Source organism: Salinibacterium sp. SWN167, assembly GCF_015864665.1.
Lineage (GTDB): Bacteria > Actinomycetota > Actinomycetes > Actinomycetales > Microbacteriaceae > Rhodoglobus.
This window is the reverse complement of the sequence record NZ_JADYWU010000001.1, coordinates 218,600-241,489: the sequence shown is the minus strand read 5'-3', so window position 1 is coordinate 241,489 and position 22,890 is coordinate 218,600. Positions and strand designations below refer to the sequence as shown.

22 protein-coding genes and 3 tRNA genes are annotated in these 22,890 nt (G+C 58.7%); 14 read left to right on the top strand and 11 right to left on the bottom strand.

What is annotated here, in order from left to right:
• Window positions 1-133: 133 nt before the first annotated feature.
• The 7 genes from gyrB to I6E60_RS01105 all read left to right on the top strand — a co-directional run bounded on the left by gyrB (window position 134) and on the right by I6E60_RS01105 (window position 7,092).
• On the top strand, window positions 134-2,128 hold the full coding sequence (gyrB, locus tag I6E60_RS01135) for a DNA topoisomerase (ATP-hydrolyzing) subunit B (RefSeq protein WP_197122289.1): 1,995 nt from the start codon (window positions 134-136) through the stop codon (window positions 2,126-2,128).
• Between the two features lie 59 nt (window positions 2,129-2,187).
• Entirely contained in the window at window positions 2,188-4,764 is a 2,577-nt protein-coding gene (gyrA, locus tag I6E60_RS01130) for a DNA gyrase subunit A (protein WP_197122288.1), read from the top strand.
• Window positions 4,757-5,164, top strand: coding sequence for a DUF3566 domain-containing protein (locus I6E60_RS01125; protein WP_197122285.1), 408 nt, complete (start codon window positions 4,757-4,759; stop codon window positions 5,162-5,164). The genes gyrA and I6E60_RS01125 overlap by 8 nt, the downstream gene beginning before the upstream one ends.
• A gap of 48 nt (window positions 5,165-5,212) precedes the next feature.
• Window positions 5,213-5,286 (top strand) — tRNA-Ile (locus I6E60_RS01120).
• A 30-nt stretch (window positions 5,287-5,316) separates the two neighbouring features.
• Window positions 5,317-5,389, top strand: a tRNA-Ala gene (locus tag I6E60_RS01115).
• 132 nt (window positions 5,390-5,521) lie between these two features.
• Complete coding sequence (locus I6E60_RS01110; RefSeq protein ID WP_197122283.1) at window positions 5,522-6,307, top strand: TetR/AcrR family transcriptional regulator; 786 nt, start codon at window positions 5,522-5,524, stop codon at window positions 6,305-6,307.
• Window positions 6,304-7,092: an SDR family oxidoreductase gene (locus I6E60_RS01105; RefSeq protein ID WP_197122281.1), complete on the top strand. Its 789-nt coding sequence runs from the start codon at window positions 6,304-6,306 to the stop codon at window positions 7,090-7,092. Before I6E60_RS01110 ends, I6E60_RS01105 begins: the two co-directional genes overlap by 4 nt.
• A gap of 105 nt (window positions 7,093-7,197) precedes the next feature.
• On the opposite strand, the gene I6E60_RS01100 is transcribed toward I6E60_RS01105, so the two are convergent.
• Window positions 7,198-7,749 (bottom strand): hypothetical protein, encoded by a 552-nt coding sequence (locus tag I6E60_RS01100; RefSeq protein WP_197122279.1) that lies wholly within the window; start codon window positions 7,747-7,749, stop codon window positions 7,198-7,200.
• Between the two features lie 133 nt (window positions 7,750-7,882).
• On the opposite strand from I6E60_RS01100, the gene I6E60_RS01095 reads away from it, so the two are divergent.
• Together I6E60_RS01095 and I6E60_RS01090 are read left to right on the top strand one after the other, a co-directional pair.
• Entirely contained in the window at window positions 7,883-8,422 is a 540-nt protein-coding gene (locus I6E60_RS01095) for a peptidylprolyl isomerase (RefSeq protein ID WP_197122277.1), read from the top strand.
• 242 nt (window positions 8,423-8,664) lie between these two features.
• Entirely contained in the window at window positions 8,665-9,261 is a 597-nt protein-coding gene (locus tag I6E60_RS01090) for a rhomboid family intramembrane serine protease (protein ID WP_231601088.1), read from the top strand.
• A 59-nt stretch (window positions 9,262-9,320) separates the two neighbouring features.
• Here I6E60_RS01090 and I6E60_RS01085 read toward each other — a convergent pair whose 3' ends face one another.
• Window positions 9,321-9,551: a cell division protein CrgA gene (locus I6E60_RS01085; RefSeq protein WP_197122273.1), complete on the bottom strand. Its 231-nt coding sequence runs from the start codon at window positions 9,549-9,551 to the stop codon at window positions 9,321-9,323.
• 81 nt (window positions 9,552-9,632) lie between these two features.
• Between I6E60_RS01085 and I6E60_RS01080 the strand changes: the two genes are divergently transcribed.
• The 3 genes from I6E60_RS01080 to I6E60_RS01070 are packed head-to-tail and all read left to right on the top strand — an operon-like array spanning window position 9,633 to window position 11,196.
• Window positions 9,633-10,406 carry a class E sortase gene (locus I6E60_RS01080; protein ID WP_197122271.1) on the top strand — a complete coding sequence of 258 codons (774 nt, stop codon included), beginning with the start codon at window positions 9,633-9,635 and terminating at the stop codon, window positions 10,404-10,406.
• On the top strand, window positions 10,406-10,564 hold the full coding sequence (locus I6E60_RS01075; protein WP_197122269.1) for a hypothetical protein: 159 nt from the start codon (window positions 10,406-10,408) through the stop codon (window positions 10,562-10,564). The genes I6E60_RS01080 and I6E60_RS01075 overlap by 1 nt, the downstream gene beginning before the upstream one ends.
• Window positions 10,561-11,196 carry a gamma-glutamyl-gamma-aminobutyrate hydrolase family protein gene (locus I6E60_RS01070; RefSeq protein WP_197122267.1) on the top strand — a complete coding sequence of 212 codons (636 nt, stop codon included), beginning with the start codon at window positions 10,561-10,563 and terminating at the stop codon, window positions 11,194-11,196. Before I6E60_RS01075 ends, I6E60_RS01070 begins: the two co-directional genes overlap by 4 nt.
• Window positions 11,197-11,273: 77 nt before the next feature.
• Here I6E60_RS01070 and pknB read toward each other — a convergent pair whose 3' ends face one another.
• From pknB to I6E60_RS01030, 8 genes are all read right to left on the bottom strand, one after another.
• Window positions 11,274-12,998 (bottom strand): Stk1 family PASTA domain-containing Ser/Thr kinase, encoded by a 1,725-nt coding sequence (gene pknB / locus I6E60_RS01065; protein ID WP_197122265.1) that lies wholly within the window; start codon window positions 12,996-12,998, stop codon window positions 11,274-11,276.
• Window positions 12,999-13,066: 68 nt separating this feature from the next.
• Window positions 13,067-14,749, bottom strand: coding sequence for a protein kinase (locus tag I6E60_RS01060; RefSeq protein ID WP_197122263.1), 1,683 nt, complete (start codon window positions 14,747-14,749; stop codon window positions 13,067-13,069).
• Window positions 14,746-16,200 (bottom strand): penicillin-binding protein 2, encoded by a 1,455-nt coding sequence (locus I6E60_RS01055; protein ID WP_197122261.1) that lies wholly within the window; start codon window positions 16,198-16,200, stop codon window positions 14,746-14,748. The genes I6E60_RS01060 and I6E60_RS01055 overlap by 4 nt, the downstream gene beginning before the upstream one ends.
• Window positions 16,197-17,642, bottom strand: coding sequence for an FtsW/RodA/SpoVE family cell cycle protein (locus I6E60_RS01050; RefSeq protein ID WP_197178432.1), 1,446 nt, complete (start codon window positions 17,640-17,642; stop codon window positions 16,197-16,199). The genes I6E60_RS01055 and I6E60_RS01050 overlap by 4 nt, the downstream gene beginning before the upstream one ends.
• On the bottom strand, window positions 17,626-18,870 hold the full coding sequence (locus I6E60_RS01045) for a Stp1/IreP family PP2C-type Ser/Thr phosphatase (RefSeq protein ID WP_197178429.1): 1,245 nt from the start codon (window positions 18,868-18,870) through the stop codon (window positions 17,626-17,628). Before I6E60_RS01045 ends, I6E60_RS01050 begins: the two co-directional genes overlap by 17 nt.
• A gap of 4 nt (window positions 18,871-18,874) precedes the next feature.
• Window positions 18,875-19,402: an FHA domain-containing protein gene (locus tag I6E60_RS01040; protein ID WP_197122255.1), complete on the bottom strand. Its 528-nt coding sequence runs from the start codon at window positions 19,400-19,402 to the stop codon at window positions 18,875-18,877.
• Window positions 19,399-20,115, bottom strand: coding sequence for a DUF3662 and FHA domain-containing protein (locus I6E60_RS01035; protein ID WP_197178427.1), 717 nt, complete (start codon window positions 20,113-20,115; stop codon window positions 19,399-19,401). The genes I6E60_RS01040 and I6E60_RS01035 overlap by 4 nt, the downstream gene beginning before the upstream one ends.
• Window positions 20,116-20,195: 80 nt before the next feature.
• Entirely contained in the window at window positions 20,196-20,912 is a 717-nt protein-coding gene (locus I6E60_RS01030) for a M23 family metallopeptidase (RefSeq protein WP_307841763.1), read from the bottom strand.
• 211 nt (window positions 20,913-21,123) lie between these two features.
• On the opposite strand from I6E60_RS01030, the gene I6E60_RS01025 reads away from it, so the two are divergent.
• A tRNA-Leu gene (locus I6E60_RS01025) sits at window positions 21,124-21,207 on the top strand.
• 89 nt (window positions 21,208-21,296) lie between these two features.
• Here I6E60_RS01025 and pdxY read toward each other — a convergent pair.
• On the bottom strand, window positions 21,297-22,148 hold the full coding sequence (gene pdxY, locus I6E60_RS01020) for a pyridoxal kinase PdxY (protein WP_197178425.1): 852 nt from the start codon (window positions 22,146-22,148) through the stop codon (window positions 21,297-21,299).
• A gap of 140 nt (window positions 22,149-22,288) precedes the next feature.
• Here pdxY and I6E60_RS01015 point away from each other — a divergent pair, with 140 nt between their 5' ends.
• On the top strand, window positions 22,289-22,888 hold the full coding sequence (locus tag I6E60_RS01015) for a hypothetical protein (protein ID WP_197122247.1): 600 nt from the start codon (window positions 22,289-22,291) through the stop codon (window positions 22,886-22,888).
• Window positions 22,889-22,890 lie beyond the last annotated feature (2 nt).

Genomic DNA, 22,890 nt, shown 5'->3' with positions numbered 1-22,890 from the left:
CCCGCAGAAGGCAATTTGAGCGCCGCGGGCTCCCGGAATTTGGTAGAATCTCAAAAGCCGTCGGACGCGCCTCCTCAGGGAGTTATCCGCTCTGAATGGCCAGCGTGAACTAGCGGCAGGAGCCTAACTTCAGATGACATCGACGCCCGAGAACGACGTGCCCGAAAGCCATATCATTGCCAACGGTCATGTTGCCGCTGACAGTTACGGTGCCGATCAGATCCAGATCCTTGAGGGTCTTGAGGCCGTGCGCAAGCGCCCCGGTATGTACATCGGTTCGACCGGCCCCCGCGGTCTTCACCACCTTGTGTATGAGGTTGTGGATAACTCTGTGGATGAGGCTCTCGCGGGTTACTGCGACAACATCAACATTTGGCTTCGCAAAGACGGCTCGGTTCGAGTTCGCGATAACGGCCGCGGTATTCCGGTCGATCTTAACCAGCAGGAGCAGAAGTCCACTGTTGAAGTGGTTATGACGATCCTGCATGCTGGTGGAAAATTTGGTGGCGGCGGTTACGCCGTCTCCGGTGGACTCCACGGTGTTGGTATTTCTGTAGTGAACGCACTCTCGGCAGAAATCGACACCGAGGTTCGTCGTCAGGGACACGTCTGGCGGATGAGCTTCGCTAACGGTGTGCCGACAGGTCCCCTTACCCAAGGCGAAAGCACCGACGAAACAGGTACTCAGCAGACTTTCTGGCCGAGCAAGGAGACTTTCGAAACAGTCGAGTTCGACTTCGAAACTCTGCGCGCGCGCTTCCAGCAGATGGCATTCCTTAACAAGGGACTGCGCATCACTATCACTGATGAACGTGGCGAAGACGAAATCTCCGAGAGCTACATGTACGAGCGTGGACTCGTTGACTACGTGGAGTACTTGAACAAGACGAAGAAGAACGAACTCATCCACCCGGATGTCATCGCCTTTGAATCGGAAGACACCGAGAAGAGAATTTCGCTCGAAGTCGCGATGCAGTGGACGGCGGGATACTCCGAAAGTGTTCACACCTATGCCAACACCATCAACACTCACGAGGGTGGAACCCACGAAGAGGGTTTCCGCGCTGCGCTCACTACTTTGGTGAACCGCTATGCGCGTGAGAAGAACATCATCAAGGAAAAGGACGACAACCTTTCTGGTGATGACGTGCGTGAGGGGCTGACCGCAGTCATCTCAATCAAGCTGGGCGAGCCCCAGTTTGAAGGCCAGACCAAGACCAAGCTTGGTAACACCGAAGCGAAAGCATTCGTTCAGCGAATTGCTGGGCAGCAGCTCGGTGACTGGTTCGACCGCAACCCCACGCAGGCCCGCGATGTTATTCGCAAAGCCATTCAGGCATCCCAAGCGCGACTCGCTGCCCGTAAAGCGCGCGAACAGACTCGTCGTAAGGGTTTGCTTGAGTCGAGTGGAATGCCCGGAAAGCTGCGCGACTGCTCGAGCAAAGACCCGTCACTGTCTGAGATCTTCATGGTTGAGGGTGACTCGGCCGGCGGTTCCGCTGTACAAGGTCGTAACCCCGAGTTCCAGGCAATCCTCCCGCTGCGAGGCAAAATCTTGAACGTCGAGAAGGCGCGCCTCGATCGCGCTCTCGGCAACGCCGAAGTCCAAGCAATGATTACTGCGTTCGGCGCTGGTGTCGGCGAAGACTTCGACCCCGAGAAGGCTCGGTACCACAAGATCGTTTTGATGGCTGATGCTGATGTTGATGGCCAGCACATCACGACGCTGCTTCTCACTCTGCTCTTCCGCTACATGCGTCCGCTGATCGATTTGGGTTACGTGTACTTGGCGCAGCCCCCGCTCTACCGCCTCAAGTGGAGCAACGCGCAACACCAGTATGTGTACAGCGATGCTGAGCGCGACGCCCTGACCGAAATGGGTCTCGCGGAGGGCAAGCGCATGCCGAAGGACAACGGCATCCAGCGTTACAAGGGTCTTGGTGAGATGGACTACAAGGAATTGTGGGAAACCACGATGGATCCCGCCACTCGCACGCTTCTTCAAGTCACCCTCGATGACGCTGCCGCGGCAGACGAAATCTTCTCGACCCTCATGGGCGAAGACGTTGAGTCTCGCCGAAACTTTATCCAGCGCAACGCCAAAGACGTCCGCTTCTTAGACATCTAGCTCGCTACGAGCACACGGCGCCCGCACTCGCGACTCACACAGACTGGAATTGACACTTAATGGCTGACGAAGAAACTCCGAAGAAGACCTTCGAGGATGCACCCATAGACGACCGCCACGACAAGATTAATCAGGTCGATCTTCAACTGGAGATGCAGCGCTCCTACCTCGACTACGCGATGAGCGTCATCGTGGGTCGTGCGCTTCCTGAGGTGCGCGATGGCTTGAAGCCTGTGCACCGTCGTGTTATTTACGCGATGTACGACGGTGGCTACCGCCCAGACAAGGGTTTCTCCAAGTGCACCCGCGTCATCGGTGATGTCATGGGGCAGTTCCACCCGCACGGTGACTCGTCGGTGTACGACGCCCTCGTTCGTTTGGTACAGCCGTGGAGCCTTCGTTATCCATTGGCCCTAGGCCAAGGAAACTTCGGATCTCCCGGCAACGATGGTGCTGCTGCCCACCGTTACACGGAAACCAAAATGGCTCCCCTCGCTATGGAAATGGTGCGGGACATTGAAGAAGACACCGTCGACTTCCAAGACAACTATGACGGCCGCACCCAAGAGCCGACGGTTCTTCCTAGCCGTTTCCCGAACCTGCTCGTCAATGGTTCTGTGGGTATCGCGGTCGGTATGGCTACAAACATTCCGCCGCACAATCTCCGCGAAGTTGGCGAGGGTGCCCTCTGGCACTTGGCCAACCCAGATGCTTCTCACGAAGAGCTCGTTGAGGCGCTGATTCAGCGCATCAAGGGGCCGGACTTCCCGACCGGCGCGCAAATTCTTGGTGTCAAGGGAATTCAGGATGCGTACCGCACGGGTCGTGGTTCGATCACGATGCGTGCTGTAGTGAATGTCGAAGAACTTCAGGGTCGCACGTGCCTCGTCGTCACCGAGCTCCCGTACCAGGTGAACCCCGACAATCTGGCACTGAAAATCGCCGACCTTGTCAAGGACGGCAAGCTCGCCGGGATCGCCGACATCCGCGACGAGACGTCTGGTCGTACCGGCCAGCGCCTCGTCATCGTGCTGAAGCGCGATGCTGTGGCGAAGGTTGTTCTCAACAACCTCTACAAGCACACGCAGCTGCAGGAAAACTTCGGTGCGAACATGCTCGCGATTGTCGATGGCATCCCGCGCACGCTCTCGATTGATGGCTTCATCACCGAGTGGGCTACCCACCAGATCGAAGTGATCGTTCGCCGCACCGAGTTCCGCCTGCGCAAGGCTGAAGAACGTGCCCATATCTTGCGTGGTTACCTCAAGGCTCTGGACGCTCTCGATGAGGTCATTGCCCTCATCCGCCGTTCGCCCACCGTTGAAGATGCGCGCAACGGCTTGATCGATCTCCTTGACATCGATGAGATTCAGGCCCGCGCAATTCTCGACATGCAGCTGCGTCGACTCGCGGCCCTTGAGCGCCAGAAGATCATCGACGAACACGATGCTATCGAGCTCGAAATTGTTGAGTTCAAGGCAATCATTGCGAGCAAGGAACGCCAGAGCAACATCGTCAGTGAAGAACTGACGGAGTTGCTTGCCAAGTACGGCGACGACCGCCGTACCGAAATCATGATGGGTTTCGATGGCGACATGAGCATGGAAGACCTCATCCCCGAAGAGGAGATGGTGGTTACTGTGACGCGCGGCGGTTACGTCAAGCGCACCCGCAGCGACAACTACCGCAGCCAGCACCGCGGTGGCAAGGGAGTCAAGGGCGCACAACTTCGGGCCGATGACATTGTTGACCACTTGTTCGTCACCACGACGCACCACTGGTTGTTGTTCTTCACGAACACCGGCCGCGTGTACCGCGCCAAGACCTACGAGCTGCAAGAAGGTGGCCGGGATGCCAAGGGGCAGCACGTTGCCAACTTCTTGGCGCTGCAGCCCGGCGAAGAGATCGCTCAGATTCTCGACATCCGTGACTATGAACAGTCCACATACCTAGTTCTTGCAACGCTCAAGGGTCTCGTCAAGAAGACCGCCTTGGCGGAATATGACACCAACCGCAGCGGTGGCATCATCGCCGTGAATCTGCGGGAAGGCGATGAACTCGTGTCGGCCCTGCTGGTGGAGAACACCGACGACGTTTTGTTGGTTTCGCGTAAGGGAATGTCCATTCGCTTCACGGCATCCGATGAAGCACTGCGCCCCATGGGTCGTTCAACGTCTGGTGTGATGGGGATGAGCTTCCGAGAGGATGACCAACTGCTCAGCGCGAGCGTGGTTCCCGACAGTGGCTTCGTGTTCGTCGTCACTGAGGGTGGCTTCGCTAAGCGCACTGCTGCCGACCAATACCGCGTTCAGGGTCGTGGTGGTTTGGGTATCAAGGTTGCCAAACTTGACGGTACTCGTGGCGACTTGGCCGGTGCTTTGATGGTCGGGGATGAGGACGAAGTTCTTGTGGTTCTTGCCAGTGGCAAGGTGGTACGCTCATCTGTCGCTGAGGTTCCGGCCAAGGGCCGTGACACCATGGGAGTGGTTTTTGCCCGCTTCGCAGCGGATGACAAGATCATTGCAATCGCACGAAACAGCGAACGAAATCTAGAGAAAAAAGAACTTGAAGCTGGGAACGATAGTGTTCCAAGCGAAGATGCCCCTGCTGGGAAGGACGAGTCGGTAGATGAGTAGTGTCGCAGAGAAGCTGCAGCGCAAGTCGCAGCGCCAAACATCGGTAAAACAGGTTCGCCTGAAGCTCGTGTACATCGACTTCTGGTCGGCCGTTAAGTTCTCATTCCTAGTAGCAGTGTCTTTGGGAATTGTCCTCGTGGTGGCATCGCTTCTGGTGTGGATCGTGCTGAACTCCACCGGAATTTTCGGAAAGGTCGATGAGATCTTCCGGGATATTTTGAGTGACGAAACCTTCAGCGTGGCGACAACGTTCTCTCTTGCCCAGGTCGGAGGATTCTCGCTGGTCGTTGCCATCTTGAACGTTTTGATCGGTACTGCACTCGGCGCAATTTCGAGTATGCTTTATAACTTCAGCGTTCGACTTACTGGCGGAATCCTCGTGGGTTTCACTAACAACTAGTCGATTACGCCAAACGGTCAGAATGCGATACTCTCGTATCTGCCCAACGGGGGTATAGCTCAGGCGGTTAGAGCGCTTCGCTGATAACGAAGAGGTCCGTGGTTCAAGTCCACGTACCCCCACTGGAATCTCCACAAGAGGTTCCTTAAATTGGGGCCTTAGCTCAATTGGTAGAGCGCCTGCTTTGCAAGCAGGAGGTCAGGGGTTCGATTCCCCTAGGCTCCACAGCAAGAACAAAAACCCCGGCCAGTCTTCTGGCCGGGGTTTTTGCATGTCCGGGGGAGTGCAATGTGATCGTGTGATTCTCGGCACTAACTCTGTTATCAATGATTACATGTCTGTGTTATCGTCGATATCATGGATGCACGCGCGACGATAATCGAAGCAGCGGCCCAGCTGCTTGCCGATTCACCCCACGGAGATATTTCCACGCGGGCGGTGTGCGAAGCAGCGCAGGTTCAGCAGCCGGCGCTTTATCGTCTATTTGGCGACAAAGCAGGATTGCTCGGCGCAACAGTCGACCACGTGTGGGACCGCTACTTGAGCGTGAAGCGCGCAGCAGTGAAATCTGCCGACCCTCTTGTTGACCTTCGTCGAGGCTGGGACAGCCACACCGCCTTTGCCCTCGCAAATCCCCAGGCGTATCGCCTGCTCTTCGGCTCTACCGTCGCGGTCGCAACTGACTCGGCGGCAGAAGCGCTTCGGCTGCTTCGAGAAGTGTTGGAACGACTCGCCGCGGAAGGACGACTTCGGGTGAGCCCGGCCATCGCCGCACAACAAGTGATGGCAGCAAACACCGGAGTCGCACTCGCACTCATTCTTCGCCCCGTGCAGAACCCAGACAAGGGCATCTCCGAAAGGATGCGCGAAAGCATCGTGGCCGCGATTCTCACGGACACGGACACGGACACGGACGCGGACGCGGATGATCCCGCCAGCACTGATTCGTCGGCACCGACGAGCGAGTCTGGAGCGGCTGTGACGCGCACCCCAGCACCACAGACGGCCGCGATCACGCTTCGGGCCGCGCTACCCCTAGTCGCGAGCGGAAGCTTCAGCGCAAACGAACTCGCGCTTCTCGATGACTGGCTTGACCGCATCCAGAATCTGACCACTGTCGACGAGAGCGATGGAACGCCATGAACCCCACGCCAGCAACCCATGCCCTGCGGGATGACTCGGAGGGTATACCCACCACGAGGCTCGACCGCGTCGCGCTCGTCACGGGCGGATCGGGCGGAATAGGCCGGGCCGTTGTTGAGCGCCTCGCCCAGGATGGCTTTGCGGTTGCCGTGCACTACAGCGGTAACAAGGCTCGCGCCGATGAGACGGTAGTTCAGCTCATCGCCTCGGGTGCCCGTGCAATTGCAGTCGGGGGAGACGTAGCTGATGAGGAAGAGATGATCGCGGCCTTTGACGCGGTCGAGGCAGAATTCGGTCGAATCGACGTCGTGGTGAACACGGCAGCAATCATGGTGCTTGCCCCGATCGTTGAACTCGATCTCGATGACTTGGATCGGATGCACCGCACCAACATCCGCGGCACGTTCGTGGTTTCTCAACAAGCAGCACGACGGGTGCAGGCGGGCGGTGCGATCGTGAACTTCTCCACCTCGGTGACGCGCACGCAATTCCCCACCTACGGCGCTTACACGGCTAGCAAAGCCGCGGTGGAAGGTCTGACGCTCACTCTCGCCCGTGAACTTCGCGGCAAGGACGTGACGGTCAATGCTGTGGCTCCTGGGCCGACCGCAACGCCACTGTTTCTGGATGGCAAAGACGACGCCACCATCGAGAAGCTCGCCCAAGCGGCGCCACTTCAGCGATTGGGACAGCCAGACGATATCGCGGAGGTAGTTTCGTTTCTCGCGGGCCCTGCACGGTGGATCAATGGCCAAATTCTCTTCGCGAATGGCGGACTTGATTAGCAAGGTCAGCGCACGACAAAAAAGTTCTGGCCCAGTTCGTTGGGAACTGGGCCAGAACTTTTAGAGGTTGGAGCTACACCGTGTGAGGTGCGAAGCAGCGGAAGGCTACGCCGTCTCTGCTTCGTCGTCGATCCACAGGTCATCATCCGCGCGAAGTGTCTGCCACGCGGCGTACGCAACGCCGACTGCAGCAACGACGCCGATGCCGATGAGAATGTAGCGACCGAAGCCGGCAGACTTGGGCTGGGGTTGTGCCTTCATAAGCCCGGTCTTCTCGCCAGCGGTCGCAGCGAGACCCGAAACGCGAGCGAACGCATCCCGAACCTGCTGGTTCTTGGCTACTTCGAGAGCTGCAAGGGCTGTGCCGAGCGCTGACGTGACAGCAGGCAACACATCACCCTTGACCTTGGAGCGGGTGCTCTCGGCCACTGAGCGGGCTCCAGCAACGGATGACGACACAACGGGCTTCACCCGGGAGTCGATCGTGTTGTGAATCTTGGGGCTGACTTCTTCGCGGGCGTAACTGGCGGCCTGATGGCTCGCCTCTCGTACAACCGCAGAAGCGTGATCAAGCAGCTCCTTTTGGTCGGCCCACAGGTCTTCAGCTTGACCTTTCAAGCGCTTGAGTTCTTTCCGGCGTTTGCGAGTTAGTGCCACGGGAAACCTCCAAAGATGGTCGAACGGTGAGTCCATACTGCCATGGCCTCTTCTGTGTGCGCACTGCTTTGCCTGTGAGCCCCCTGAATAACAAGGATCTGAGGCTCAGGTTCGCTATGTAAGAATTGACCTTATGTCTCAACACACCGCAGTTGCCACGATCAAGACAAACCTCGGAGAAATCCGTCTCAACCTCTTCGGCAACCACGCGCCGAAGACCGTTGCTAACTTCGTTGGTCTCGCCAAGGGCGATATCGAATGGACCCACCCCGCCACCGGGCAGAAGACCACAGCGCCTCTCTACGACGGCGTCATCTTCCACCGCATCATCAAGCAGTTCATGCTTCAGGGCGGCGACCCCCTGGGCAAGGGCATCGGCGGCCCCGGCTACAACTTCGACGACGAAATCCACCCCGAGCTCGACTTCTCGGCTCCCTACATCCTCGCCATGGCAAACGCCGGAACGCGCGGAGGCAAGGGAACCAACGGTTCGCAGTTCTTCATCACCACGGTTGCTACTCCCTGGCTTCAGGGCAAGCACACCATCTTCGGTGCCGTTGCTGACGACGAGTCGCGCAAGGTAGTCGACGCAATCGAAGCCGTCGACACCGATGGCAGCGACAAGCCCCTCACCGACATCGTCATCGAGTCCGTCACGATCGACGAGGTCTAACCTTCGTGACCACATCCCCGGATGCCAGTGGCAACTATTGCTACCGGCATCCTGACCGGCAAAGTTTTACACTCTGCCAACGATGTGGGCGCACCGTATGCCCCAGCTGCCAAACGCAGGCCGCTGTGGGCGTACATTGCCCCGAGTGCATTAAAGAAGCCCGCGCTAACGGGCCGAAGCGCAAACCTGTTCTGGTTCGCGCAGCTCGAGCCTCCCAGGGCAAACCCGTAGTCACATACACGTTGATCGGTCTCACTGTCGCAATCTTCCTGCTGCAGCTCATTCCGGGTCTCGGAGTGACTCAAGCGCTCGTGTACTATCCGCCTCTGACGGCTATTGAGCCGTGGCGGATGATTACTTCGGCCTTCCTGCATTCAACAAGCAGCATCTTCCACCTCGGCTTCAATATGTTCACGCTCTTCATCTTTGGGCGCGTGCTGGAGATTCCGCTGGGTAGAGCGCGGTTCATCGCGCTGTATCTGATTAGTGCGTTGGGTGGCTCTGTTGCCGTCCTGCTGCTTGCACCGACCTCGGTCGTGTTGGGCGCATCCGGATCAATCTTCGGAATCGTTGCAGCGTTCTTCGTGATTCAGCGCCGTATGGGCGTGAACAACCGCGTGCTGCTGATCGTGCTCGTGATCAACCTCGTCGCCGGCTTCATTCCCGGATTGAACATCTCGTGGCAGGCCCACGTGGGTGGACTCGTCACGGGTGCCGTTCTCGCGCTTATCTTCGTGCGCCAAAGGAATAAGCGATCCGCTAATTCGGAGATCGCGTTAGTGGCCCTCGTCGTCGCGGCTTTGATCAGCCTGACACTGGTGCGGATCTTCGTTCTATAGCTGACTAAAAGTTATCCACAGGGTTATTAACACTGGGTATAACTACACGCGTGTAATTTCTAACGCCACCGTGTTGTCATCAGGAATCCGACGAAGAGGATTCCGAAGCCGACCAGGATGTTCCAGCTGCCGAGCGATGCAACAGGCAACTGCTGGTTGCTCACATAGAAGACGATGATCCACGCGAGCCCGATCAGCATGAAGCCAAACATGACGGGCTTGAACCAGACCGCGTTGGGGGCGTCTTCAGCGGGACGCGACGATGATTTTTCTGCAGAGTTACGGGCCATGGGAGAGATTCTAGCGCGAACGCCCTGAGTGCTGAACGGCCGCGCGGAAACCAGCCAGAGTCTGCGGATAGAATTGCGCTTATGGTTCTCGAAGACGGCCGCCGCGTGCGGCGCAGTGCGAAGCCCCGCCGCCCTATCTCTTTCATTGGTGTGCTCGGTGAAATCTTCATTACCGCCGGCGTAGTTGTGTTGCTCTTTCTTGTCTGGCAGACCTGGGTAAACAGCTATTTCGTCAGCAATGCACAGCGCGATGACGCTCTCGAGCTCAGCCAAGAGTGGAGCAAGGGCGAAGCTGTCACTCTGGCGCCGGATGAGCGTGCCGACCCCGGCGTGCCCGTGGTCGACGAAGCTCCCGGACAAGCAGTCGCCTTCGGCACGTTGATCGTTCCGCGTTTTGGCGAGGACTACGCAATTCCGATCGCCGAAAGCGTGAGCCTCTACAGCGTGCTCAATGCACAAGGCGTTGGCCACTACACCGGAACCCAAATGCCCGGCGAGGTCGGCAACTTTGCGGTTGCTGCTCACCGCACCGGCTACGGGGACCCCTTCTTCGATATCGACAAGCTTCAGCTTGGTGACAGCATTTATGTTGAGACCGAAGCCGGTTGGTACCGCTACGTTTACCGTTCTCTTGAATATGTTCTGGCATCCGGTGTTGGAGTTCTGGAGCCTGTTCCACAGTTCGGGGGAGCAGCGGCCAGTGATCGCATCATGACGCTCACGAGCTGCAACCCCATCCACACCGCCGACGAGCGCATCATCGCCTACGCGGTGTACGACACTTGGTATCCGCGATCTGAGGGTGCCCCCTCGGAGATCTCGGCGATCGCCCTCAATCTCGAAGGAGCTGGCTAATGTACGCTGCCCTCTGGCGGGTGCTTCCAGGACCCGCAATTATTCGCGTTCTCCTGTTGTTGGTGATGGCCGCGGCCATCGTGGCTGCCCTGTTCATGTGGGTCTTCCCTTGGGCTTTGCCGCTGGTGACTCCACTGGATGCGACGGTGCAACAGTGACCCGCATCCTCGTCGTTGATAACTACGACAGCTTTGTGTACACGCTCAACGGGTATCTGCTTGAGCTCGGCGCTACCACCGAGGTCGTGCGCAACGACGCTTTCAGCGCGGATGACGCGGCCGCCGTTCTCGCGGACTACGACGCGGTGCTGCTCTCGCCTGGTCCGGGCACTCCGGCCGACGCTGGCGTGAGCATCCCGATCGTGCACGCAGCTCTTGCCTCGGGTATGCCATTGCTGGGAGTGTGTCTCGGGCATCAGGCGATTGCTGAGGCTCTCGGCGCCACAGTTACTCACGCGGCTGAGCTCATGCATGGCAAGACGTCGCAAATCGAACATGATGACAGCCTCATCTTCCGCGACATGCCTCAGCCGTTCACCGCTACGCGGTATCACTCGCTTGCCATCGTTGATGGCACTGTGCCTGATGACCTCGTGGTCACTGCTCGCACGCATGACGGAATCATCATGGGTGTGCAGCACGCAACGCAGCCTGTGTACGGAGTGCAGTTCCACCCCGAGTCTGTGCTCACCGAGGGTGGTTACTTGATGCTCGGCAACTGGTTGTCTCGCGTCGGCATGACTGAAGCGCCCGCACTAGCGAAGACCCTGACGCCCCTCGTTCACAACTAGGAAGCGTCGGCAGACGCCGCCGGAGCTGGCGAAAGGCCGTATAACGCTCAGCAGTGAGGCGTGAGACTATCGCAGTCTTAGCCAGCGCAGTACTGCAGCGTGATCTCGGACTTCTGAGCTTGGTCGCCCACGATTGATTGGTAGCTGACCGTATTGCCGGAGCATCCGAAGTCCGCACTCAACTTCACGCTGAGCTGCAGGCCGGTGAGCGTCGTGTTCGCTTCACCGATGTCTTTGCCGGTGACATCAGGAACCTGCACGAGCCCATTGGACACGACGAGGTTTACAGTTTCACCCTCGCGGATTACCTCACCGTCTGAGGTGCGCTCCGCATCCCCGCGGGGGTCGGAACTGATGACGGTGCCCTTGCTGAGATTGGGCGAATAGGTCTGGGAGGTTGTGCCGTAGACCAGCCCCGCCGACTCGAGGAGCTTGATCGCCGCTTCTTCTTGCATGTTGCTGACATTCGGCACGGTCACCGGAGTGCGACCAAGCGAGACAACAACCTGAATTTCGAGGCCGAGAGGCACAGTCTGGCCGGGGCCAGGATCTGTGCGGATGATGATGCCCTCTTCAATAGTCTCGCTGGCCTGATTGACCCGCTTCGGAATGAGGTCGAGCTCTGTGAGCAGAGCGGCACCCTCTTCGTAAGTCAGGCTCGCGACATCCGGAACGTCCACTGCACTGGTTCCAGAGAGCTGAGCCGGAGTGAGGCTGAAGGCCCAGACGACGACAGAGACAATGATGACAACCATGAGAGCAATTCCGCCCCAGATCCAGGCAACCGGAGGACGGTTCTGGGTGCGCGGAGTGCGATCGTTCTCATCGACCGCGAGCTGACGGAAGGTGGCGTCGCTGCCGGCAGTGCTATTCGGGTTGACCCCGAAGAGGGTGGAATTAAAATCGGTGGATGCGAGTTGCTTGCGTTCCGGAACCGAGCCGGCAGCAGCTGCCTCAAGGTCGGTGCGGAACTCGGCAGCACTCTGGTAGCGGTCGAAGCGATCCTTCGAGAGCGACCGCAGTACGACAGCATCGAGAGCAGGGGAGACAGCGGCAACCATCGTGCTCGGGGGCACTGGCTCCGAGTTCACGTGCTGATACGCAACGGCGACCGGGTTTGCTCCAGTGAACGGCGGCTGCCCGGTGAGAAGCTCGAACAGAACAACGCCGGTGGAGTAGAGGTCGGAGCGGGCATCCACCCCTTCGCCACGAGCCTGCTCGGGAGAGAAATATTGGGCGGTGCCGACGATGGCACTCGACTCAGCGATCGTCGCAGCGGAGTCAGAAACCGCACGGGCGATGCCGAAGTCCATGACTTTCACTTGGCCACTCTTAGTGACCATGATGTTGCCGGGTTTGATATCGCGGTGAACGACTCCAGCACGATGCGAGTACTCAAGAGCCGTGAGTACTTGCGAGACGATGCGTGCTGACTCGTCGGGAGCAATCGGGCCTTCAGCCACGATGTCTTTCAACAGACGCCCGTCGACGTATTCCATGATGATGAACGGGATGAGGGTCTCATGACCCGTCTCATCGATTACGGACTCTTCGCCAGCATCGAAAATTCGCACGATGGTGGGGTGCGCCATCTTTGCGGCATCGTGAGCTTCCCGCCGAAAACGGGTACGGAACGCAGGGTCGTTCGCCAGCGACGGCTTGAGCAGCTTGATCGCCACACGACGACCTAGCCGCGTGTCCATTCCCAAGTGAACATCAGCCATACCGCCGTGGCCAAGAAGTTCGCCAATTTGGTATCGCCCGGCGAGCTGGCGTACGCCCTTTGCCACGCCTTCGCTCACTGGTTCACTCCTGTTTGTTGTGGGGTCTGTACCGACTCAGTCTATCCGTTGCGAGTAGTGATATTGCCTCACGGACCGGCAACGATCGTGACCGTGACCGGCTCAGAAGACGGCGACTCAAGATCGGTACACACTGCGGTGTACGAGATCTTTGTAGTGTCGCCCTCATTCGACGGCAGCACGATGTCGAACTGGCTCACGCCGGCGGCATAGCTGGAAGCTCCAGCGTTGGGGCCGCCCACCACGAGGAAGTTGAATGACGTTAGCGGATGACCAGCAGGGCAACCCTCATACGTCGTCCACTTCACCGTGACAGGTTCGTCTCCGTAGTAGGGGCCGAGTGGGGTCAACGTCGTCGCAGAAGGCTGCGTCGGGTCCGGAGTTACTGCAATTTTGTCGTAGAAGTAGACCGTGATGGTTTCGCCCTTAGAGACGTTGCCGGTAGGGGCTGCCTGGTACGAGAAACCAACCTTTTCAGACGACGGTGCCTCGGTGCCGATCTGAGCATCGAGCACGAGCTCTTTGTCTTCGAGAATCTGCGCGACCGCATCTTGCTTGCGGTCCAAGAGTTCATCTTCGCTGAGCGCGACTACTGTGGGCGTGGGTTCCGGCGAAGGCTCCGCAGACTCGGTAGCGCTCGGCGATGCGCTTGTTGCCACGGGCTCTTCATCGCCCGGGCTTGCGAGCAGCGCGATGATCGCACCGATCAAGACGACGGCCAGCAGGGAAATGAGCGCAACGATCGGCCAGGTCCACGGATTGCGACGCTTGGTCTCCTCGAGAACTTCGCCCGGGGTGACGGCTGCGCCGGCAGGGTTCGCGGTCGTGAGAACTCGAGTCGCCTGTGTGTTGTTGCCGTAGTTAAGGCCGACGGTCGCGGCATGAGAGTTATCGCCCAAGATGCCGGGAACCGCGGTGGCTGCAGCAGCGACATCCCCGCGGCGCAACGACTGTGCTGCGCGAGACAGGTGAGAAGCGGATGCCGGGCGGTCGCCGGGTGACTTAGCCAAGCACGCGTACACAAGATTGCGCACCGGTTCGGATACCGTCATCGGCAGCTCGGGTGGAGTCTCGTTGATCTGTGCCATCGCGATCGCGACCTGCGATTCGCCCGTGAATGGGCGGCGGCCAGCGAGCGCTTCGTAGGCGACGATTCCGAGAGAGTAAATGTCGGTCGTCGGAGAGGCGGGGTGACCACTGGCCTGTTCAGGCGAGAGGTATTGCACCGTTCCCATGACTTGACCGGTTGCGGTCAGTGGCACCTGATCGGCGATGCGGGCGATACCGAAGTCGGTGATCTTGACGCGGCCTTCTGGTGTGATCAGAAGGTTTCCGGGCTTGATGTCGCGGTGTACGAGACCTGCAGCGTGGGCAGCCTGAAGCGCGGCGGCGGTCTGAGACACGATATCGAGAACACGGTCAGGGTCAAGAACGCGTTCACGTTCAAGGATGGCGCTGAGCGCTTCGCCAGGAACCAGTTCCATGACGAGGTAGGCGCTGCCCTCTTCTTCGCCGTAGTCGAAGACGTTGGCGATGCCCTCGTGGTTGACGAGAGCAGCGTGGCGCGCTTCGGCACGGAAACGCTCCAAGAACCCGGGGTCCCCGAGGTACTCGTCTTTGAGGATCTTGATCGCAACCGTTCGACCGATCACGAGGTCTGTTGCTTGCCAGACCTCGCCCATGCCACCAATCGCTACGCGACTGGAAAGCTGGTATCTACCGCCGAATGTGAGTCCACTAGTTGGTCTCATCTGTTTAGCACCGCCTCTAGTACTTGACGCCCAATTGGTGCGGAGAGCCCACTCGATGTGCCGGACTGTCCTAGTCCGCCACCGTCTTGAACAACTACCGCGACAACAACTTCTGGATCATTTGCCGGCGCGAATCCGGTGAACCATAGGGTGTATGGCTCGCCTTCTCCGTTTTCTGCTGTACCGGTTTTACCTGCAACCTCAACCCCATCAATACTGGCAGTGTTCGCCGCACCGTTACTGACCCCATCCACCATCATCTGGGTGAGTGCAGCCGCGGTTTGCGGACTGATTGCCTGATTGAACAGGGTTGGCTCGAAGGATTGGATGGTTGTGAGATCGGAGGACACGATGCTCTCAACAAGATTGGGCTGCATCAGAGTGCCGCTATTGGCGATTGCCATCGACACCATTGCCATTTGCAGGGGGGACGCGCGAACGCTGGATTGACCGAATGCGGAGAGCATGGTCTGGGGAGCGTCAAGCGCGCTAGGGTAAACGCTCTCGGTCGAGGCGAGCGGCACAGAGACGCTCTCGTTGAAACCGAACAGGTTGGCCTGCTCGCGAATCGCGTTAGATCCGAGCTCTGCACCCAACTGAGCGAACGGGATGTTGCACGAGAGCCGGATTGCCGTAGCGATTGATGCGGTGCTGCCCGAGCCACACGTCGCGCTGTCGGAGTTGCTGATGACGAAGGTGCTCTCGGGGAGCTGCAGCTCTGCGGGGTTCGGGAACGTGCTGTCGGCGGTGTAGTCGCCGCTCTCGAGAGCAGCAGCAGCGACGACGAGCTTGAACGTCGATCCGGGAGGGTCCAACGGTCCGGCAAGTGTGCGGTTATAGAACGGGTCATCCGGGTCAGCGAGCAGGCGGTCATACGCATCGATGACCTCGCTCGTGTTGTGAACGGCCAACTCGTTGGGGTCATACGACGGCTTGGACACCATCGCCAAGATTTCGCCTGTATCGGGCTTGATAGCGATTACGGCGCCCTTGAGGTCTCCGAGGGCATCCCAGGCAGCCTGCTGAATCACAGGATCGATCGTGAGCTCGACAGCAGCACCGGTGGGGTTCTGTCCGGTGAGGATTGAGTTCACCTGATCAAAGAACTGATCGTTCGAGGAACCACTGAGGTAGTCGTTGAGCGAATCTTCGAGACCAGTGTTTCCCTGGTTCAGAGTGAGGTAGCCGGTGATGGGCGCATACAGCTCGCCCTTCGGGTAGACCCGCAAGAACTTGAACTCGTCATCCACAGGCTCTGAAAATGCGATTGGTTCGCCATTGACGAGGATGGGGCCACGCTCGGCCGAGTAGCTTGCGTAGAGCGTGCGCACATTGCGACCATCCGCCTGCAGGCTGTCGGCCGTGACAACCTGAATCACTGAACTTGAAATGAACAAGCTCACAAACATGAGAAGCACGACGGCGCTTACTCGCTTAAGTTCGCGGTTCACTGTCCCACCACCAATCGGTTTTCGATCGAGGGCTCAATAACGAGCTGCGGCTGGTGACGCACGGTGTCAGAGAGGCGCAGCAAAAGCGCTGCAATGATCCAGTTGGCGACCAGCGATGAACCACCGGCGGCCAAGAACGGGGTCGTGAGACCCGTCAACGGAATCACGCGGGTGACGCCACCGATAACGACAAAGACCTGGAGGGCGATCACAAAAGCGAGACCGACACCCAAGAGGCGGCCGAAATCATCTTGACCGGCAAAGCCGATACGGAATCCACGAGACACAAACAGAAGGTACAACGCCAGAATTGCGAAGATGCCGATAAGTCCCAGTTCTTCGCCGAGCGACGCGACGATGTAGTCGCTCTCGGCGAGGGGGGTTATCTCGGGGCTGCCTCGTCCAAGCCCGGTACCGATGAGGCCACCGTCAGCGAAACCGAAAAGGCCCTGAACCAACTGGTAGCTTCCTCCGGTTGCCTCGTAGACCTCCTGATTGAAGGGATCGAGCCAGGCGTCAATACGGCCAGAAATGTAGGTGAGGTAGCGGCTAGCGACAAAAGCGCCGCCCAAGAACATGGCCATTCCGAGCAGAATCCAGCTCGACCGCCCTGTTGCGACGTAGATCATCACGAGGAAGAGCCCGAAGTAGAGCAACGCTGTTCCCATGTCGCGTTGGAAGATCAACACGAGCATGGATGCGACGAAGACAACGATGATGGGGCCGAGGTCGCGGGCGCGAGGGAAGGTCATCCCCAGGAACTTGCGACCAACCATAGAGAGCGAATCACGCGCCGAGACGAGATACCCAGCGAAGAACACCGCGAGAGCGATCTTCGCGAGTTCGCCCGGTTGGAAAGAGAACGCACCGATTTGAACCCAGAGGCGGGCGCCGAATCGGGTGTCGCCAATGACCGGCGCAAGCGGCAGCAGCAGCAGGGCGATACCGCTGAACATTGCGATGTAGCGATAGCGCTGCAGCACTCGGTGATTCTTGATGATGATGAGCACCGCCATGGCGATGATGATCGCAATGCCGGTCCAGACGATCTGGCGAACGCCGCTGCTGCCCCAGCCAGTAGATTCGTCCGCCAAATCAATGCGGTAGATCATGGCGATACCGAGACCGTTGAGCACCGTAATGATGGGCAGAATCAGGGGGTCGGCATCCCGCGCTGTTTTGCGCAGCGTGATGTGCATCGCGAATACGAGCACACCTAGCAATCCCGAGAGGCCCAAGACGGTGTAGCCAAGGTGGCCCATCGCGCCCAATTGCACGAGAGCGATAGCGCCCAAGTTGATGCCAATTGCGACAATGATCAGCAGCAATTCGAGGTTGCGCAGGCGCGCAGGAACCCGCAGTTTAAGACGGATGTTTTCGGTGATAGCTCGGGGGCCGGCCGCCGCTGAGGCCCGAGCGTCAGCGCTAGGGGACACGGGCATCAGACAACATTTCTACAATGCGTTGGGCATCCTCAAGGTCACTCGCATTGATGGTGTTCTCAACGCTCGAGCGCAAATAGAGGGGAAGATCAACAACGCGAACGTCGGTGATTTGGTAAACGTGGGACAACGAAATCGGGCCGATGCTTTGCTGCACACCCTGATAGATCGCAACCTTGCCGTCATCCGTCCCCACGAAGTGCTGCTGTTGCGTGTACTGGTAGCCGAGAACTAGACCCGTAATGATCGCTGCGATAGTGAGGGTGATGAAGGTAATCCACGAAATGCGGCGGCGGCGAACTCGGCGGCGATCCTCGCGGATGATGGCCTGGTAGTACTCGTCAGACTCGGGCTCGAAGTGGCTGTCGTCGGTTTGCGTCGCTTTTAACGGGTGCAGCAACAGGTTCGGCAAACGAACCGGCTTCTTCACGATTGTCGGCTCGAACGAGAGCGGGGAGGCTGCGGAACCAACCATGAGCGGCGGCTCGTGGGCTGACGACGCGTCGTCGCCGACATCCACCAACACAACGGTGACGTTGTCGGGGGCACCCTGATCGAGAGCAGCCTGAACGAGACGCTCGGTCGCGACCTCCGAGTCGGTTACCCGGCGAAGGATTGCCGCGATTTTCTCTTCAGTAACGAAACTGCTCAGACCGTCGGAGCACAGCAACCAGCGGTCACCGGGCTGGGTGTCAAAAACTTCGGTGTCGATCTCGGGCGACGCATCAACGTCACCCAACACCCGCATCAAGACAGATCGCCGCGGATGCACGGCCGCTTCTTCGAGGGTGATACGGCCGCTTTCGACCAGACGTTGCACGAAGGTGTGGTCGTGAGTCATTTGCTTCATGGTGCCGTCGCGCAACAAATAAATGCGCGAGTCACCAATGTGGGCCATGCCCATCTTGTTGCCGACACGAACCATTCCACTGACCGTGGTGCCCATGCCAGTGAGCTCATTGTGCTCGATAACGGTGTCAGAGAGGATGCGGTTGGCGGCGAGCAGAGTGTCGTGCAGCGCCTGAGCTGCTTCTTCCGCTGTCTCAAAAACGTGGTCGGCTTCTACAACGTGCTTGATAGTGATTGCGGAGGCGACGTCACCGCCAGCATGACCACCCATGCCGTCCGCGACGATAAAGAGGTGACTGCCGGCGTACGCACTGTCCTGGTTGTTAGCCCGAACCTTTCCCACATGGGAGGCGGCAGCACTGTTGCCCGAAGTGGCCATTCAGTTACCGTCGCAGTTCGAAGCTAGTAGTGCCGATTTTGATCGGCGTATTCAACGGAATTGGCGTCGGAACACTCACACGCTGACCGGCCAGGAAGGTGCCGTTCGTGGAATCAAGATCCTGAACAACCCAGCTATCGGCCCACCGCAACAAGCGTGCGTGGTGAGTGGAGGTGTAGTCGTCACGGATAACGAGGCCGGATTCACTCGAGCGGCCAATCGTGAGCTGCTCTTCGGGGAGCGAAATTTCTAGCCCCTCTTTTGATCCAGAGACAATGACGAGGCGCGTAGCGTCGAGCGAGCTTCCCTCGGCGGGCGCTGGCGGCACGGGGCGCGTGGGCTGGGCGGCGGCAGGAGCCGGAGCGGCCGGTGCTGCAGCAGCTTGCTGCACCTGAGCTGCGTTCTGAACAGGCATCCGACGCACCTTTTCTCCGAAAAGATCGGAGCGCAAGGCATACACGATGGCAAAGATAAAGCCCCACATGACGGCCAAGAACGCAACGCGCAACAAAAGGAGGGTTAGTTCACTCATAGGGTGAACCCCCTGTCGTCGCGACGATCAGCGGGCTGGTCGACATCTGCAGATTGGGCAAGCACACGGAATACGATACGGGTTCGACCGATATCAATCACGGATTCCGGCGCGAGTGGTGCACGAGAAACTGGCGATCCGTTCAGTTTTGACCCATTTGTGGAGTTCAGATCGTTAACTTCGGCACGGCTGCCGTCCCACAGGATCTCAACATGCTTGCGTGAAATGCCATTGTCGTCGAGCGTGATGTCGGCTTCGCTGCCGCGACCAATGATCGTACGGGCGTGCTTAAGGGTGTGACGAGTGCCGTTGATGTCGAGTACCGGAGTCCAAGCGACGGTGCCCTTCACATTGACAGAGTCGACTTCGATCATCCCCTGGCTGAGGGAATCATCGGGGACAAGAGCGATAGAGATACCGCCAGAGAACGAATAGTGCTGGGCGGTGGCGTGACGCTGCACCAACTCGGTCAGTTCAGAGAGGAGGGTGCTGCCGAGGCCAGCCATCCGCTGATAGTCGCTTTGGCTGAGGCGCACGGTGAAGTTGTTGGGTACGAGGATGCGGTCTCGCGATACAACGGCAGCCTGCGTGTCGAGTTCGCGGCGCAAGGCGCTCGTGATCTCGACGGGTTGCAGACCACTCTTGAAGGTCTTAGCGAAAGCGCCATTAACGGCGCGTTCGAGACCTCGTTCAAAGTTGTCCAGAAGACCCAAAGCTCTCCTCGTTGTGGCTCGTTGTAGTACGTCGATGTTAGCTGGTGCATGTCGCTAACCCGTTACCCACGGTTGAGCAATTAGGGCAGGAGACCCATCGGGTCAACGCGTGTGCCGTTGACGTAGGTCTCAAAGTGGAGGTGGGCGACGGTGACGTAACCGGTGCTGCCGCTCAGGCCGAGGGGGGTGCCTGCTGCAACAGTTTGGCCGGGGGAGACCATTTGCGAGCCTTGAATGAAGTGAGCGTAGAGCGTGGAAACGCCGCTGCCGTGATCGACCTTGACGTATTGACCCCAGCCGCCACCGTAGGTGACCTGAGTAACGACGCCGGGTGCCGCCGACACGACCGTCATGCCGCTGCCGGTCATGATGTCGATTCCGCCGTGGAATTCTGATCCGCGGTAGCCGAAGCCATCGTTGACAGGAGCGTTAGCCGGCCACTGAGTGAGGAAACCAGCGAAGGCACCGTTGTAGCTTCCGGAGAATGAACCCGAAGGCGCTGCGGCATAGACCTCAACAACAGGCTCGGGCTCGGGCTCGGGCGCTTTTACCTTGATGGCGTCGCGAGTAGCGGCTGAAATTTCGGTTTCTACCGAAGAAGCGAAAGACTGGATCGGCACAGTCTGTGCGGGTTCTGTGGGGGCGATAGCAGCAGACTGCTGCAAAATTGCGGATGCCGACGCTGCAGAAGCAGTCGACTCGATTTCGCGCGACGAGGGCTCCATGTGTGCTGCGGCTGGAACAGTCACACTCACGACAACAGCCATGACTGTGCTGATTATCAGCAATCGTTTCACGCGGTAACCCCCAGGGGTGTGGTCTGTGTTCTGTCTGGTTGGACAGATTTTGGATCAAGTCTGGTTGAACCCGTAGCGTTAGGCACACGGACAGCTATCGAGACTATATGACGAAGCTGTGAATCGTCACTATTCATCTTCTGGACCCGGAATCGCTGAACCACTGGGCGCTGTGATAATCTCACTCAGTTGAGTGTTCAACTCAACCCACGCGTGAGTGGCGGAATTGGTAGACGCGCACGGTTCAGGTCCGTGTGTTCGAAAGGACGTGGGGGTTCAAGTCCCCCCTCGCGCACAGTGCAATCGCACACAAGAAGTAAAAGAAAAGGCCCACCGGTTGGTGGGCCTTTTCTTCTTGGTCTGCTCTACGCTGTGCGCAGTTCGCTAGCGAACCTGGCGCGCAGTGAACTGCATCTGCGGGTGCGCGTAGAACTCTTGCGATTCAACGAGCTGCAGCTCGCGGTCGCCAGACTCGAGGGTCTTGGTGAGCAGGTCGAAGACGCTGGATGCCGTGCGAGCCAAGGCATCCGCGGCGTCGCCGGTGCGCACAAAGTGGGCGGTGAAGAGCGCGGCGGTCACGTCACCGGAACCGTTGGCCTTGATGGGAAGCTTCGGGGTTTGCACGATCCACGCCCCGGCATCCGTCACGACCATCATTTCAATCGTGTCGGTCTCACGGTCGGGACGCTCCACGCTCGTCACAAGAACAGTGCTCGGGCCCATCGCGCGGGCGAGATCTGCAGATGCCAGCGTCGATTCGATGGTGTCAGGCTCGGTTTCGGTGAGAAAACCCAGCTCGAACTGGTTCGGGGTGATGATGTCGGCGACAGGCACCACGCGCTCACGAAGCAGGATCGGGATGGCCGGGGCCACGAAGCATCCGGATTTCGCATTGCCCATCACGGGATCGCACGCGTAAATCGCGTGGGGGTTCGCCGCCTTGACGCGCGCAACGGCGTCGATGATGACATCGCCGATGCCCTCACCGCCCTGGTAGCCCGAGAGGATGACATCGATCTGAGGGAAGACTCCGCGGTCCTCGACGCCCGCAATGACCTCGGAGACATCGCTGGGGTCGATCATCGGCCCGCGCCACGCGCCGTAGCCGGTGTGGTTAGAGAAGTTGACTGTATAGACCGGCACAACCTCGACGCCGATGCGCTGCAGCGGGAACACCGCAGCGGAGTTGCCGACATGACCAAACGCGACTGCGGACTGAATCGAGAGGATCTTCATCCTTTGATTCTCCCACCTTCTTGTAGAGGGCGCTTTTCTCCCGAAGGCGAACAGCTGCGTCACCACAACGTGGGGGCGCGCTTGATGAGGGGCGCTAGATAACCTCAATTTTGACTTATTGAAGCGATTTAGGGGATTTTGTGATTGTTAGAACTAAGACCATGAGCGTTATCGCGGCAGCGATTGTGGCCTGCACAATGATGTCTGGTTGCGCATCCTCTGGAGCGAGCAATGATCCGGAACCCTCATCGTCAGCCGAAGGTGGCATTGCGGTCGAAGAGAAATTTCTTGACGTCGTCGTGACGCTGCCGGCGAGCTTCTTCGAAGACATGAACGCGGAGGAGATCCAAACAAGTGCGGAGGAGTCCGGCTACAAAGCGGTCGTCAACGACGACGGTTCGGTCGAGTACACCATTCCCAAATCAGTGCACGCCGAGCTGATTGCTGAGATGGCCAGCGGAATCGACGACAGCATCGCCGAAACGCTGAGCACGGAAGCATCGATCGAAGAGATCACGCACGATGACAAATTCGCCACCTTCGCCATGACCGTAGACCGCGCGGCGTTCGAAGACTCGTTTTCCGCTCAGTTCATTCCGTTCAGCCTCGGACTCCAAGCGATGCTCTTCCAGTCGTTCGATGGAATTTCGCTAGATGACAGGCGGGTTGTCGTGACCTACATCGACTCGGCTTCGGGAGAAGAGTTCGACACCTACGAGCTTCCTGACGCTTTGGAGTAATC